The organism is Amycolatopsis sp. 2-15, from assembly GCF_030285625.1.
Lineage (GTDB): Bacteria > Actinomycetota > Actinomycetes > Mycobacteriales > Pseudonocardiaceae > Amycolatopsis > Amycolatopsis carbonis.
The window spans coordinates 3783770-3796953 of sequence record NZ_CP127294.1; the positions used below are offsets into that span (position 1 = coordinate 3783770).

Below are 13184 nucleotides of genomic sequence, written 5' to 3' on the forward strand. Positions count from 1 at the left end.
CCGCATCCCTAGGCTCACGGCCATGGCGGGCTGGGAGTGGGACGAATCGCTGTACTCGGGCAGCGCGGCTTACTACGCGAGAGGCCGCGTCGCCTATCCGCCCGCGCTCGCCCGCGCGATCGCCGACGCACTGCAGCTCGACGGATCCGGCCGCCTGCTCGACGTCGGCTGCGGCCCGGGCTCCCTCACCCTGCACCTCGCCACTCACTTCGCCGAAGCCGTCGGCCTCGACGCCGACCCCGACATGCTCGCCGAAGCCGCCCGGCTGGCCGCGGCGAAAGGAATCACCACCACCCGCTGGGCCCACGCGAAGGCCGAGGACCTGCCGGCCGGGCTCGGTACGTTCCGGCTCGTCACGTTCGCCCAGTCCTTCCACTGGCTCGACCGCCCCCGGGTCGCCGCGGCGGCGCGCGGAATGCTCGACCCCGGCGGCGCGTGCGTCCACGTGCATGCCACCACCCACCGCGGCACCACGTCCGCGTCGGCGCCACCCCACGAGCAGATCACCGAGCTCGTGCGCGGGTACTTCGGCGAACCCCGGCGCGCGGGCCGCGGTGTCCTCCCCGAAGGCACGGCCGGAGGGGAGCCGGAGATCTACCGCTCCGCCGGGTTCACCGGCCCCGAGCGGATCGCGGTACCCGGCCCCATTGTCGTCCGGGATGTCGACGACGTCGTCGCCACGGTGTTCTCGTTGTCGAGTTCCGCCCCGCACCTCTTCGGCGATCGCGTGGCCGCTTTCGAGTCCGAATTGCGCGGCCTTCTCGCCGCCGCCAACCCATCCGGAAAGTTCCGTGAGCAGATGCGCGAGTTCGTCGTCGATGTCTGGCGGCCGTGAAATCAGGCGAGGTTGTCACACCAACGGGTGGTTTCTTCGACGATCACTCCGAGGAGCACCGCGTGTCTCCGAACGAGCGGCCAGGATCCCCGCCCCGCAGGCGAAGTGGACGAAACCGGCCGCACCTCGCTGACCACGGGGAATCGTCGCGAAGGGGTGAATTTCCCTAGTCCCCCTAATGGGGCGGGACCCGAAATCCCTAACGCCGATGCGCCGAACCCCCGGGGTGGCCCCCGATGGCCACCGAACGGCGGCGTCCTATCTTCGTCCCGAACCCCTTCGACTTCGCGGCATGCCCACGACGGCCGAATCAATCAGTGCACAGGAGACAACAGACTATGGACGCGGTGCAGAACCTGCACGAATTCGCCATGACCCTGCTGAGCAACCCGCAGGCCGCGGCTGCCTACGCCGCCAACCCGCAGGGCCTGCTCGACGCTGCTGGCCTGGCCGACGTTTCGCCGGCCGATGTGCAGGACATCATGCCGCTGCTGACCGACATGGCCCCGGTGGCCGCCGCGCCGAGCCTGCCGGTCTTCGGCAACGTGCTCGCGCACGCGGCCGGCGAGCGCGCCGACCTGCCGAACGTGACCGGCCTGGCGAGCGGCCTGCCGAACCTGAGCGGCGTGTTCGAGACCGTCAGCGACGTCGCGGACTCGACCGGCCTCAACACCCTCACCCACGGCACGCTGGGCGAGGTCTCGCACGTCGTCGACGGCGTGGCCGGTGCGGTCAACGGTGTCCCGATCGCCGGCCCGGTCGTGGCCGCCGGTGCGATCGACCTCGAGAACACCGTGAGCGCGGTGGGTGAGCACCTCTTCGACGGCAAGCTCGTGGGCTCCGCGGTCGACGCCACCACGAACCACCTGGGCGACGCCCTCATGCCGCAGGCCGCGGTGGCCGCGATCGCCGGTGTCCCGGCGGTCGGCGGCCCGGTCTCGGGTCTCGTCGAGGACGTCCGCGTCACCGGCGCCGGCCTGCTCGGCCACGTCAACGAGGCCATCGGCTCCACCCCGGTCGGCGCCGCGCTGAACGGCGACGAGCGCGCCGACTTCGGTGCCGCGGGCGACCTGTCGCACACGCTGGACCACGTCGTCCCGGCCGCGGCCGCCGTTCCGGCGCTGCCGGCCCTCCCGGCGGTTCCGGGTGTCCCGGCCGTCCCGGCGCTGCCGGCCGTCCCGAACGTGACCGGCGTCGTCGGCTCCGTGACCCACACCCTGTCGGCCGCCGCGCCGCAGGCCCCGGTCGCGGGCGACACCGTGCACCACGTGCTCGACACCGTCGGCCAGGCCGACACCGCGGGCATCCAGCACACGCCGATCGCCGACGTCGCGGACGCGACCCACACGGGCTCGCCGCTGGGTGGCGTCGAGACGCACGCGCAGGACCTGGTCCACGGCCTCGACCTGCACACCGCGACCGACGCGCTCGGCCACCTGCCGCTGCTCGGTCACTGAGTTCGACCGCTCCAACCGAAAACAGGCCCGGACCGGTTGGTCCGGGCCTGTTTTTGTGTCTAAGAAGGACCGTGTCCACAAAGGACCGTGCTCACGAAGGCGAATCCGCGTGCGTCCGCCGGTAATGGCGTGCCACCCGCGCCCGGTTGCCGCAGATGTTGCCCGTGCACCACTGCCGCCGCTTCGTCTCCGCGACGAACAGCATCGAGCACGCGGGGTTCGCGCAGCGGCGCAGTTTCTCCAGCTGCGCCGGCGAAGACAGCAGCTCGATCGCCTCGGTGGCGATCGAGGCCAGCGCCGCGTTGCCGCCGTGTTCGGTGTGCCAGCGCGTGGCCGCGGTGAGCGTGCCTTCGGCGTCTTCCGCCAGCCGCAGGCTTCGCGGCACGGCCGAGGCGAACGCGTTGAGGTCCTCGATCGAAACGGCCTGCGGCGCCCGCGTCTCCAAGTGTGACTCCAGCAGGTCGCGGATCGCCGCGCGCAGTCGTCGGGTCGCCGCCGCGGCGGGGACGCTCGCCTCGGGCAGCCGGGGCAGCTGCAGCCGCCACCAGGTCTCGTACCCGTCCGTCGGTTTGATCAGGTCGACGGCGGGGTCCACCGCCGTCATGAGGGTGTCGGCGAGGTCGAGGGCCACGAGCGGCTCGCCGCCCATCGGGAACCCGGCTGCCTGCACGTCCTCGAGGGTCGGTCCGGCGGTCATGGCTCCACGATATCCGTCACACCGTCGCGGGGTGGTCAGGGCGCCGTTAGTAACCCATACTGAGGTTACCAATACGCTGGAGGTGTCATGAGGCCGTGGGCCAGGGTCGGCGCGGCGGTGCTCGCGGTCGGCTGGGGCGCGAACCAGTTCTCGCCGCTGCTCATCGTCTACCGCGACCAGGAGCACCTCTCGCCGACGATCGTCACGGCGATCTTCGGTGCGTACGTGGTCGGGCTGATCCCGGCCCTGCTGCTGGGCGCGCGGTTCTCCGACCGGCTCGGGCGCCGCCGCGTGATGCGTCCGGTGCTGGTGCTTTCCGCGCTGGCTTCGGTGATCCTGTTGTTCGGCGCCGGGTCGACGTGGGTGCTGGCGCTCGGCCGGCTCGTCGCGGGAGTCGCTTCGGGTGCCGCGTTCGGGCCGGGCAGCGCGTGGATCAAGGAGCTTTCCACGGACGCCGGCCCGGGTGCGGGTGCGCGCCGGGCTGCGATTTCGCTGTCGGTCGGGTTCGGGAGCGGGCCGCTGGTCGCCGGGATCCTCGCGCAGTGGCTGCCGGCGCCGGCCGTGGTGCCGTACCTGGTGCACATCGCGGTGACGGTGGTGGTCGGCGTGCTGGCGTGGCACGTCCCGGAAACCGTGACGGCCGCGGCTTCTCCGGGAGAGCGGCGGCGCGAGATCAAGCACGCCTTGACCAGCCCGGAGTTCCTCCGCCGGATCGTCCCGAGCGCGCCGCTGGTGTTCGGCGTGGCGACCACGAGTTTCGCCGTGCTGCCGACGTTGTTGCCCGCGCCGGTCGCGCCCGTGGCGAGCAGCGGTGTGATCGCGGGGCTGACCTTGGGCAGCGGGCTGCTCGTCCAGCCCGTGGCCCGCGCTCTGGAACGGCGGCGCAGTCCACTGGTGCTGACGTGCGGCCTCGGCCTGACCACGGCGGGGTTCCTGCTCGCCGCGTTGTCGACGGAGCTGGGGCAGGCTCTCCTGACGCTCCCCGCGGCCGTGGTGCTGGGCGCTGCGTACGGGATGCTGCTGGTCGGCGGGCTCAGCCGTGTCGAGGCCCTGGCGGAGGCGGCCGATCTCGCGGGCGTGACGGCGGTTTTCTACTGCCTGGCCTACCTCGGTTTCGCGGCGCCGTACCTGTTCGCGGCGGTCGACGTCGTCATCCCGGCGCCGGTGGCCTTCGTGGTCGCCGCCGGAGTGAGCGTGGTGCTGGTCGTCGTCACCGCGCCCTTCCCCGCTCGCGCGGCGCAGTGATCGCGGTGACCCAGCCCCGTGTCCGCGTGACCGCCCAGCTCAAGGAACTCCGATTCGACGCCGGTTCCCGCGCCCTCGACCTCGTCGCCACCCTGGGGCGCCGCCCGACCGCGGCCATCGAACGCCTCGGGGACACCACCCGCCTCGACGCGTGGGCCACCGGCGTCGGCCTGCCGCTGCTCCCGGGCGAGGCGACCGACGCCGCCCTGTCCGACGCGCAACGCTTGCGGGAGGCCGTGTTCCGCGTGGTCACGGACGTGCTGGCCGATGCCCCGGTAGACCCCGCCGCGGCGGCGACGGTCGAGGCTTACGCCGTCCTCGTCACGGCACCTCCGCGGCTGGAACTGGCTGCCGACGGCCGTCTGGCTTCGGGGCCTCGCCTGCGCACGTCCGCCGAGCTGCTGGCCACCGTCGCCCGCGACGCCGTCGACATCGTCACCGACCCGGCCCGCCGGACCCACCTGCGCACCTGCGACTCACCCGTGTGCCGCATGCTCTTCCTCGACCCGCCCGGCGGCCGCCCGCGCCGCTGGTGCTCCATGCGGCGCTGCGGCAACAGCAGCAAAGCGGCGGCCTTCCGGGAGCGGTCTGTGTCTACTGTGGACTCTTAAGCCGTCACCCGGGGGTTGTGCGGCGAAGGCACCACGTCCGACGCGTGCAGCGGCACTCCGGTGCGCGACACCACGCGGGTCGGGTGGAAGCGGACGCGGCGGCCCGTGGCGTCGTCCTCGCCGGCAGTGCCCGGGGCGACCCATTCGAGCGCGGCGGTGCCGGTCAGCTGCAGGGTGGTGCCGGTGGTGAAGTCGACGAACAGCAGTGACGCCTCGGGGTCGGTGGTGATGTTGCCGAGGCTGTTGAACAGGTTGTTGCCCGCGTAGTCCGGCCACCACACGTCGTCGCCGTCGAGGCGGACGAAGCCGGGCTCGCCGCCCTTGTGGGACGAGTCGGCGCCGCGCGTCGGGTGGATCGTGCCGAGGAAAAACGTGTCCGCGCGGCGGATGAGGGCGCGCTGGGTATCGGTCAGGGCGTCCGACCGTTCGACGGCGGCCGGCGCCGGCTCGGGGTCGATCTCCAGCCGGCGCTGCTGGATGTAGGACGGGCAGTTGCCGTAGGCCTGCTCCACGTCGAGGAGGAACCCGCCCTCGGCCGCGGCCACGACGGTGCCGTTCACCCGCAACCGGCGCCTGGTCGCGAACTCGACGGCGATCAGGCCGGCCGGCTCGGCGGTGGGCAGCTCGTGCAGGGGATCGCCGGCGCCGGGGCGCGTGTGCACGACCAGGGTCGTGTCGAAACCCTCCAGGAACCCGGCCGGTCCGAGCAGGGGAGACGTCCACAGTGTCCCGTCGGAGTCGCGCGCCGTGACGGCCGCGAACTCGCGTTGCGCGAGGAAACCCTCGGCGCCGCGGCTCAGCTGAGCGGGCGCGAGCATGCCTTCGAGGCGGGCCGTTTCGAACTCGAGCCCGGCCTGCCGTTGCACACTCAGCTCACCGCTGTGGAACCCGGCGACGATCGGCTGCGTGGTCATGGTGTGCCCTCTCATCCGGCTTGCTGGTCGTGGGTTCGGCGGTAGTGACGGGCGACCCGCACGCGGTTCCCGCAGACGTTGCCCGCGCACCATTGGCGACGCCGGTTCGTGGCGAGGAACAACATCGTGCAGTCGGGGTTCGCGCAGCGGCGCAGCCGGGCGAGGCGGGCGGGGTCGGCGAAGAGCTCGATCGTCTCCCGGGCGATGGCCGCGAGCGCGACGTTGCCGCCGTGCTCGCTGTGCCAGCGCGTGTGCGTCTCCCAGGCTTCGTGCGCTTCGAGCCGCGGGCTGGTCGGCACGGCCGCCGCGACCGCGTTGACCTCCTCGAGCGAAGCCGGCGCGGCCCCGCGGCCGTCGAGGTGCGCTTCCAGCAGGTCGCGGATCGCGGACCGCAGCCGGCGGGTGGGCACGAGCTCCGGTGCCGCCGACCCCGGCAGACGTCGCAGCTCCAGCTGCCACCAGATCGCGCTGCGCTCGGGTGAGGCGAGGAGGTCGCCGTCGCCCGGCTCCGTCTCGGCCGCGAGCGTGTCGGCGAGATCCAGCGCGACCAGCGGCTCGCCGCCCATGGGGAAGCCCGCCCGTTGCATGTCCTCCAGGCTGACACTACTGCTCATGGAACGAGTGTACGCATTAGCCATGGGCGTCGACAAGGTTCTGAAGAGGCCTTGTGCTCGTCAAGCTAACGGATATACAGTCTGCGAATCCGTTAGCTAGAAGGAAGGCGAAAGTCATGGGACTGGCATGGCAGCAGGGACCGCTTTCGACGAGGTCGGTCGGCAGGTTCCTCACCCCGGAGCCGTTGCCCGAGCGGTTGCTCTTCGTGGAGCCGCTGCGCAGGCGGATGCGGGTCCGCTTCGGCGGCGAGTGGCTCGTCGACAGTGAAGACGTGCTGCTCCTGCACGAACCGGGCCACTACCCGGTGGCGTTTTTCCCGAAGGCCGCCGTCGCCGACGGCGTGCTGGAGTCGAGCGGCCGCGTGACGAAGCACCGCGAGCTGGGCGACACCACGTGGTACACGGTCGCGGCCGGCGAAGGCCGCGCCGAGCGTGCGGCGTGGGAGTACACCGGGCTGCCGGAGTACGCCGACGTGCTGAAGGACCGTGTCGCGTTCGCGTGGCGCGCCATGGAGGCCTTCTACGAGGAGGACGACCGGATCGTCGGCCACGCGGCGGACCTCTACCACCGCAACGACATCCGCAGCACGTCGCGTCACCTCGTGGTCCGCGACGGCGACCGGGTCATCGCCGACACCCACAACCCGGTGGTGCTGTACGAATCCGGCTTCGCGCCGCGCTGGTACGTGCCGCGCGAGGACATCGTGGACGGAGCGCTGACCCCGGTCGAGGGACAGACGTTCTGCCCGTACAAGGGCATCGCCAGCTACTACGACATCGGCTCGCACGCCGGCGCCGCCTGGTCGTACGAGCAGGCCTGGACCGAGGTCGAACGCGTCTCCGGCCTGGTGTCCTTCGAGCCGGACAAGATCGAGGTCTACCTCGACGACGTGCGGCAGTCGCTGGAGCCCGGCCAGACCGTGATCCCGCACGGCGTGGACCGCGGCCTCGACACCGACGAGATCGAGAAGCGCACCGCCTGAACGGGCGGGCCTTACCGAATCCGAACGAGCCGGGGAAACCGGTGGGAACCGTGTCAGAGTGGTACGTCTTCGCGGCCCAGGAGGTACCGGCATGACCGCAACAATGCTTTCGGTGAACGTCGGGATGCCGAAAAACGTGTCCTGGCAGGGCAAGACCGTCTACACGGGAGTGTGGAAGCACCCCGTCGACGGCCCGGCCATGGTGCGCCGTCTCAACATCGACGGCGACGGCCAGGGCGACAAGGGCGGCCACGGCGGCGAGCAGCGAGCCGTGTTCGTCTACCAGATCGGCTCCTACCGCCACTGGGAGCGGCACTTCGGCCGCGACGGTCTGGAATACGGCTCGTTCGGCGAGAACTTCACCGTCGACGGCCTGCCCGACGACGAGGTGTGCATCGGCGACCGCTACCGCATCGGCGAGGCCGAGTTCGAGGTCACGCAGCCGCGGGTCACCTGCTACCGCGTCGGTATGCGGCTCGGCGAGCCGGAGCTGCCCGCGCTGCTCGTGGCCCACCACCGGCCCGGGTTCTACTTCCGCGTCATCCGCGAGGGCCACGTCGTGGCCGGCGACGCGATCGTGAAGACGCGCACCGGGCCGGGTGCGCTGAGCGTGGCCGACACCGACGCATTGCTGTACCTGCCTGAAAAAGACGGGGAGAAGCTGCGGGTCGCCGCCGGGATCCCCGCACTGAGCCCGGGGTGGCGGCAGTCGTTCGAAGAGCTGCTGGGCATCGGGAGCGTCGTTCAAGGCCCCGCGTGGGACGGCTTCCGGCCGCTGCGCGTCACGGCGGTGCGACCCGAGAGCGCGTCGGTGGCGTCGGTGTACTTCGAGGCCGAAGACGGCAGCGCGCTGCCCGCCGCCCTGCCCGGGCAGTACCTGACGCTGCGGGTCCCGGGCGCCGCCGCACCGGCCCCGGTGCGCAGCTACTCGATCTCGTCCGCGCCGGGCTCCGGCGGCTACCGCATCAGCGTGAAGCGTGAGGGTGTCGCCAGCACGTTCTTGACCACGCAGCTGGCCGCCGGTGCGGTGCTGGACGTTGCCGCGCCGCGGGGCGACTTCGTGCTCGGCGACGGTTCGTCGCCGGTGCTGCTCGTGTCCGCCGGGATCGGGGTGACGCCGGTGCTGGCGATGCTGCACCAGCTGGCCGCGCAGGGCAGCACCCGCGGGGTGTGGTGGATCCACGGCGCGCGCGGGCCGGGGGAGCACCCGCTGGCCACGGAGGCCCGGACGCTGCTCGCCGCGTTGCCCGGCGGCCGCGCGGACATCTTCTACAGCGCGGCGACGGCGGAGGAACGTGCCTCGGCCGGCGCCCACGAAGGCCGGCTGACCAAAGACGCGCTGGTGGAGCTGGGCGTGCCCGCCGATGCGTCGGCGTACCTCTGCGGCCCGGTGGCGTTCATGACGGACATGACCGCCGCGCTCACCGCCGCGGGTCTGGATTCGGCCCGCATCCACAGCGAGCTGTTCGGCGCGCTGGACGCCATCAACCCCGGCCTCGTCGGCCAGACCACGCGTCCGCCGCACGTGCCGGAGGGGTCGCCCGGGACCGGGCCGACCGTCACGTTCGCGCGCAGCGGCATCTCGGCCCCGTTCCCCGGCGGCAGCCTGCTGGAGCTGGCCGAGGCGTGCGACGTGCCCGCGCGCTGGAGCTGCCGCAGCGGCGTCTGCCACACGTGCGTGACGCCGGTGCTCTCCGGTTCCGTCGACTACTCGCCCGCGCCGCTGGAGCCGCCCGCCCCGGGGCAGGCGCTGGTGTGCTGCGCCGCGCCGCACACCGACCTCGTCCTTGACATGTAATCCCGTGCTCGACGTAATCCCGTGCTCGACGTAATCCCGTGCTCGAAAGGAACACCACGATGAACTGGGCTCTCGAGGTCCTCACCCTGGCCGTCGGCGACGTCGACAAATCGCTGAAGTTCTACACCGACCAGGTCGGGTTCTCCCTCGACGTCGACTACCACCCGCAGGACGGCTACCGCGTCGTCCAGCTGACCCCGCCCGGCTCCGCCTGCTCCGTCCAGTTCGGCACCGGCCTGACCGACGCCGCCCCCGGCTCGGCGCGCACCACCTACCTCGTCGTCACCGACCTCGAAGCCGCCCGCAGCGAGCTCTCCGGGCGCGGTGTCCCCGTCGGCGACTTCCGGCGCAAGGCCAACCTCGCCGACTGGCAGGGCGACTGGGCCCCCGGCCTCGACGCCGACCGTCGCGACTACGCGAGCGCCTTCGACTTCGCGGACCCGGACGGGAACACGTGGGTGGTGCAGGAGATCGGGTACCGCGCCTGACGAGATCGGCGGGTGTGCGGAAACTGCCGGGGGATGTGCGGAAACTGCCGCCGGGTGTTCGGGAAGTTACTGTGCGGGTGAGGAGGTCCCCATCCCGTGTCCGATTGCTGTCCGCCTTCGCGCTTTTCGTACCATCCCGTGGCCACTGAGGTTCCGGCGGGGCCCGCGACCAACGCCGACGGGTTGATCACCCTGCCCGGCGGTGGCTTCCGGATGGGGACCGACGACGCCGACGGCTTCCCCGACGACCGGGAAGGCCCGGTGCGGGAAGTCACGGTGGCGCCGTTCGCCATCGACGCCCACGCCGTGACCAACGCCCGCTTCGCCGAGTTCGTCGACGCCACCGGCCACCGGACCGAGGCCGAGGACTTCGGCTGGACCTACGTGTTCGCGAAGTTCGTCCCCGGCGCGCTGCGCAAGATCTCGCCGCGGCCGGAGCAGACGCCGTGGTGGTGCGGGGTCGCGGGCGCGTACTGGCGGGCGCCGGAAGGACCGCACAGCAGTGTCGAGGACCGGTGGGACCACCCCGTGGTCCACGTGTCCTGGAACGACGCCCTGGCCTACTGCGCGTGGGCCGGGCGTCGGCTCCCGACCGAGGCCGAATGGGAGTACGCGGCGCGCGGCGGGCTGGACCAGGCGCGGTTCCCGTGGGGCGACGAGCTCACCCCCGGCGGCGAGCACCGGTGCAACATCTGGCAGGGCCGTTTCCCCGTGCACAACACCGAGGAAGACGGCCACGTCGGCACCGCACCCGTGGATGCGTTCTGGCCCAACGGGTTCGGGCTGTACAACGTCTCCGGCAACGTCTGGGAGTGGTGCGCCGACCGGTTCGACCCCGCCAACCGGTCCATGCGGGGTGGGTCCTACCTGTGCCACGAGTCCTACTGCAACCGCTACCGCGTCGCCGCGCGCACGGGCAATACACCCGATTCTTCCAGTGGCAACACGGGTTTCCGCACCGCCGCCGACGTCTGAGTCAGGACTCGAGGTACGCCAGCACGTCGGCGGGCGCGGCGGCGAAGTGGACGAGGTCGTCGAGGGGGAGCGGCAGGAAACCGTCGTCCTCCATGCGGCGCAGCTGCAGGATGAGGCCGTCGTAGAAGCCGTCGGTGTTGAGCAGCACGATCGGCTTGTGGTGCAGCCCGTGCTTCTTGAGTTCGAGGACCTCGGTGACCTCGTCGAGCGTGCCGAGACCGCCGGCCAGCACGACCACGGCTTCGGACCGCGAGAGCAGCAGCGCCTTGCGTTCGGCGAGGTCGGCGGTGATCACCATCTCGTCGGCGTCTTCGCGGGCGGCGTCGCGCAGCAGCTCGACCGAGATGCCGACGAGGCGTCCGCCCGACGCCCGCACGCCGTCGGCGACGACCTTCATCAGACCGCTGTCGGAGCCGCCCCACACCAGCGTGTGGCCGCCTTTGCCGACGAGCCCGGCGAAGTCGCGCGCGGGCCCGGTGTAGCGCTCTTCGAGGTCGGCGGCGGAGAGGAAGACGCAGATGTTCATGGCCGGACTATAAAGCTCAGCCCACGCGGTACCGCGCGACCGCTTCGGTGTCCCACTCCAGACCGTTGCCGGGGCGGTCGGGTGGTGTCGCGTGGCCGTCGATGATCCGCAGCGGCTCGCGCAGGACCGGGGCGGCCCAGTCGACGTATTCCAGCCAGTGCGCGGTCGGCGTCGCGGCCAGCAGGTGGGCGCTGACCTCGGGGAACAGGTGCGACGACAGGGGGATGCCGCGGGTGTCGGCCAAGGCGGCGGCGTCGCGCCAGCCCGTGACGCCGCCGATGCGGTCGAGGTCGGGCATGACCAGGTCGCTCGCGTCGTGCTCCAGCGCGATGGCCAGCGCGCGCGGGCCGGCGAAGTTCTCGCCGATCTGCACGGGGGTGCGCAGGGTTGCGGTGAGCTGGGCGTTGGCCGCGTAGTCGTCGTGGCGCACCGGTTCTTCGAACCAGGACAGGCCTTCGCCATCCAGCGCGCCGCAGCGGGTGAGGGCGTCGGGGAGGTCGAGGGCCTGGTTGTAGTCGGCCATGACCTCGATGCCGGGGCCCACCGCCGCGCGGACGGCGCGCACGGCGGCCAGGTCGTCGGCCGGCGCGCGACCGAGCCGCATCTTGACCGCGCGGAAGCCTTCGGCCACGAGTTCCCGGGCTTCGGCGGCCGCGGCCGCCGGTTCGATCAGGCCGAGGCCGTTGCTGTTGTACGCGGGTATCGGCTTCAGCGGCGCGCCGAGTAGCCGCGCCAGGGGCAGGCCCGCGGCGATGGCCAGCGCGTCCCAGCACGCGGTGTCCACGAGCGACACCACTGCGGCGACGAGCCCGCGCACACCGAGCAGCTTGAACCTCGCCTCGAGCGTCGACCGCGCGGCCGCCGGATCAGCTGGGGTGCCGGCCAAGGCCTCGTGCACATCGCGAACCAGCGCGGCCGCGGCGTGCCCGGCGGATTCGAGGTAGCAGAACGAATACGCCCGCCCGGTCACGCCTTCCTCGGTGCGCAGATCGAGCAGGAGCAGCGGCGCCGCCGTGACGCGCGCGGCGCTGGTCCCGAGCGGCCGGCGCATCGGCACCAGCACGAGCGTGGCGTCGACCGAGCGGACCGTGAGGCTCATCGGTCGTGGCCTTCGCTGTGCACGGCGAGGATGTCGGTGATGGCGCGGTTGCACGGCGTCGGCACGCCCAGCGCTTTGCCGCGCTCGACGACGTCGCCGCTGAGCCACGTGACCTCGAGCCGGTTGCCGCGTTCGAGGTCGTGGTGCATCGAGGACGTCATGCCTTCGGGCACGCCGTCGGTGAAGGCGAGCCGGTCGTCGGCGTAGTCGGCGGGCAGCGCCACGCCCTGGGCGCGGGCGACCTCGACGACCTCGGCCATCACGTCGTGCAGGAACGCCCGCGAACGCGGGTTGGCCCGGATCGGGCCGATCGTGGTGCGCGCGGTGCTCGTGGTGCCGGAAAGACCGACCAGGAACACGAACTTCTCCCAGATCGTCTGTTCGATGCCGGTGCTGATCTCCACATCGATGTTGCTTTCCGCGCACGCGTCGTGAAACTTCTGAACCCGCGCCGAGGTGGTGCCGTCGTACTCGCCGAACACCAGCTTCTGCAGCGTGCCCGTGTGCCGGATGACGCCCGGCTCGGCGATCGTCGCGGCGATGTAGCAAACGCCGCCGATCACGTGCTCGGGCCCGAGCACGCGGCGCAGGATGTCGTCCTTGACCACGCCGTTCTGGAACGACACCACGGCCGTCTGCTCGGTGAGCAGCGGTTTGATCAGCTCCGCGGACGCCTCGGTGTCCCACAGCTTCACGCCGAACAACACGAGATCGGCGGGCGCGAGCCGCGTCGGGTCGTCGGTCACGTCGATCTTCGGCAGGTGCACGTCGCCGACCGGGCTTTCGACCTTCAACCCGTTGGCGCGCAACGCTTCCAGGTGCTTGCCGCGCGCGATGAAGCTCACGTCGTGGCCGCCCTGGGCCAGCCGTGCCCCGAAGTAGCCGCCCACTCCGCCGGTGCCCATCACCACGACCCGCATGAGATCCCCTTAGTTGATCGAT

14 protein-coding genes are annotated in these 13184 nt (G+C 71.8%); 8 read left to right on the top strand and 6 right to left on the bottom strand.

All coding sequences use genetic code 11. From position 1 onward, the window contains the following. Positions 1-22: 22 nt before the first annotated feature. Positions 23-835 (top strand): class I SAM-dependent methyltransferase, encoded by an 813-nt coding sequence (locus QRX50_RS18710; RefSeq protein WP_285973223.1) that lies wholly within the window; start codon positions 23-25, stop codon positions 833-835. Positions 836-1173: 338 nt separating this feature from the next. Beyond that, on the top strand, positions 1174-2292 hold the full coding sequence (locus tag QRX50_RS18715; RefSeq protein WP_285973224.1) for an IniB N-terminal domain-containing protein: 1119 nt from the start codon (positions 1174-1176) through the stop codon (positions 2290-2292). 91 nt (positions 2293-2383) lie between these two features. Here the strand turns inward: QRX50_RS18715 and QRX50_RS18720 are convergent, their stop codons facing one another. Then, positions 2384-2989 (bottom strand): CGNR zinc finger domain-containing protein, encoded by a 606-nt coding sequence (locus tag QRX50_RS18720; RefSeq protein WP_285973225.1) that lies wholly within the window; start codon positions 2987-2989, stop codon positions 2384-2386. Positions 2990-3076: 87 nt separating this feature from the next. Between QRX50_RS18720 and QRX50_RS18725 the strand changes: the two genes are divergently transcribed. Together QRX50_RS18725 and QRX50_RS18730 are read left to right on the top strand one after the other, a co-directional pair. Then, entirely contained in the window at positions 3077-4234 is a 1158-nt protein-coding gene (locus tag QRX50_RS18725) for an MFS transporter (RefSeq protein WP_285973226.1), read from the top strand. A 5-nt stretch (positions 4235-4239) separates the two neighbouring features. Next, positions 4240-4845 (top strand): CGNR zinc finger domain-containing protein, encoded by a 606-nt coding sequence (locus QRX50_RS18730; protein ID WP_285973227.1) that lies wholly within the window; start codon positions 4240-4242, stop codon positions 4843-4845. Here QRX50_RS18730 and QRX50_RS18735 read toward each other — a convergent pair. Together QRX50_RS18735 and QRX50_RS18740 are read right to left on the bottom strand one after the other, a co-directional pair. After that, on the bottom strand, positions 4842-5759 hold the full coding sequence (locus QRX50_RS18735) for a pyridoxamine 5'-phosphate oxidase family protein (protein ID WP_285973228.1): 918 nt from the start codon (positions 5757-5759) through the stop codon (positions 4842-4844). The genes QRX50_RS18730 and QRX50_RS18735 overlap by 4 nt on opposite strands. 11 nt (positions 5760-5770) lie before the next feature. After that, entirely contained in the window at positions 5771-6373 is a 603-nt protein-coding gene (locus QRX50_RS18740) for a CGNR zinc finger domain-containing protein (protein WP_285973229.1), read from the bottom strand. A 116-nt stretch (positions 6374-6489) separates the two neighbouring features. Here QRX50_RS18740 and QRX50_RS18745 point away from each other — a divergent pair, with 116 nt between their 5' ends. The 4 genes from QRX50_RS18745 (at position 6490) to QRX50_RS18760 (ending at position 10617) form a co-directional block, all read left to right on the top strand. Further along, complete coding sequence (locus QRX50_RS18745; RefSeq protein ID WP_285973230.1) at positions 6490-7356, top strand: DUF427 domain-containing protein; 867 nt, start codon at positions 6490-6492, stop codon at positions 7354-7356. A 91-nt stretch (positions 7357-7447) separates the two neighbouring features. Next, entirely contained in the window at positions 7448-9154 is a 1707-nt protein-coding gene (locus tag QRX50_RS18750) for an MOSC and FAD-binding oxidoreductase domain-containing protein (RefSeq protein ID WP_285973231.1), read from the top strand. 59 nt (positions 9155-9213) lie between these two features. Then, the gene (locus tag QRX50_RS18755; RefSeq protein ID WP_285973232.1) at positions 9214-9642 is read left to right on the top strand and encodes a VOC family protein; all 429 of its coding nucleotides are present in this window, start codon (positions 9214-9216) and stop codon (positions 9640-9642) included. A gap of 96 nt (positions 9643-9738) precedes the next feature. After that, a complete protein-coding gene (locus QRX50_RS18760) occupies positions 9739-10617 on the top strand; it encodes a formylglycine-generating enzyme family protein (protein ID WP_491700786.1) in 879 nt (292 codons plus the stop codon). Position 10618: 1 nt separating this feature from the next. Here the strand turns inward: QRX50_RS18760 and QRX50_RS18765 are convergent, their stop codons facing one another. From QRX50_RS18765 to QRX50_RS18775, 3 genes are read right to left on the bottom strand one after another with little or no spacing between them, the layout of a single operon-like run. After that, complete coding sequence (locus tag QRX50_RS18765) at positions 10619-11143, bottom strand: LOG family protein (protein WP_285973233.1); 525 nt, start codon at positions 11141-11143, stop codon at positions 10619-10621. 16 nt (positions 11144-11159) lie between these two features. Then, positions 11160-12242: an enolase C-terminal domain-like protein gene (locus tag QRX50_RS18770; RefSeq protein WP_285973234.1), complete on the bottom strand. Its 1083-nt coding sequence runs from the start codon at positions 12240-12242 to the stop codon at positions 11160-11162. Beyond that, on the bottom strand, positions 12239-13162 hold the full coding sequence (locus tag QRX50_RS18775; protein ID WP_285973235.1) for a ketopantoate reductase family protein: 924 nt from the start codon (positions 13160-13162) through the stop codon (positions 12239-12241). Before QRX50_RS18775 ends, QRX50_RS18770 begins: the two co-directional genes overlap by 4 nt. Positions 13163-13184 lie beyond the last annotated feature (22 nt).

Excerpts from the sequence above, each read along its gene's own strand:
- QRX50_RS18710 (WP_285973223.1), top strand. The coding sequence starts at position 23 with ATGGCGGGCTGGGAGTGGGACGAATCGCTGTACTCGGGCAGCGCGGCT.
- QRX50_RS18715 (WP_285973224.1), top strand. The coding sequence starts at position 1,174 with ATGGACGCGGTGCAGAACCTGCACGAATTCGCCATGACCCTGCTGAGC.
- QRX50_RS18720 (WP_285973225.1), bottom strand. The coding sequence starts at position 2,989 with ATGACCGCCGGACCGACCCTCGAGGACGTGCAGGCAGCCGGGTTCCCG.
- QRX50_RS18725 (WP_285973226.1), top strand. The coding sequence starts at position 3,077 with ATGAGGCCGTGGGCCAGGGTCGGCGCGGCGGTGCTCGCGGTCGGCTGG.
- QRX50_RS18735 (WP_285973228.1), bottom strand. The coding sequence starts at position 5,759 with ATGACCACGCAGCCGATCGTCGCCGGGTTCCACAGCGGTGAGCTGAGT.
- QRX50_RS18740 (WP_285973229.1), bottom strand. The coding sequence starts at position 6,373 with ATGAGCAGTAGTGTCAGCCTGGAGGACATGCAACGGGCGGGCTTCCCC.
- QRX50_RS18745 (WP_285973230.1), top strand. The coding sequence starts at position 6,490 with ATGGGACTGGCATGGCAGCAGGGACCGCTTTCGACGAGGTCGGTCGGC.
- QRX50_RS18750 (WP_285973231.1), top strand. The coding sequence starts at position 7,448 with ATGACCGCAACAATGCTTTCGGTGAACGTCGGGATGCCGAAAAACGTG.
- QRX50_RS18755 (WP_285973232.1), top strand. The coding sequence starts at position 9,214 with ATGAACTGGGCTCTCGAGGTCCTCACCCTGGCCGTCGGCGACGTCGAC.
- QRX50_RS18765 (WP_285973233.1), bottom strand. The coding sequence starts at position 11,143 with ATGAACATCTGCGTCTTCCTCTCCGCCGCCGACCTCGAAGAGCGCTAC.
- QRX50_RS18770 (WP_285973234.1), bottom strand. The coding sequence starts at position 12,242 with ATGAGCCTCACGGTCCGCTCGGTCGACGCCACGCTCGTGCTGGTGCCG.
- QRX50_RS18775 (WP_285973235.1), bottom strand. The coding sequence starts at position 13,162 with ATGCGGGTCGTGGTGATGGGCACCGGCGGAGTGGGCGGCTACTTCGGG.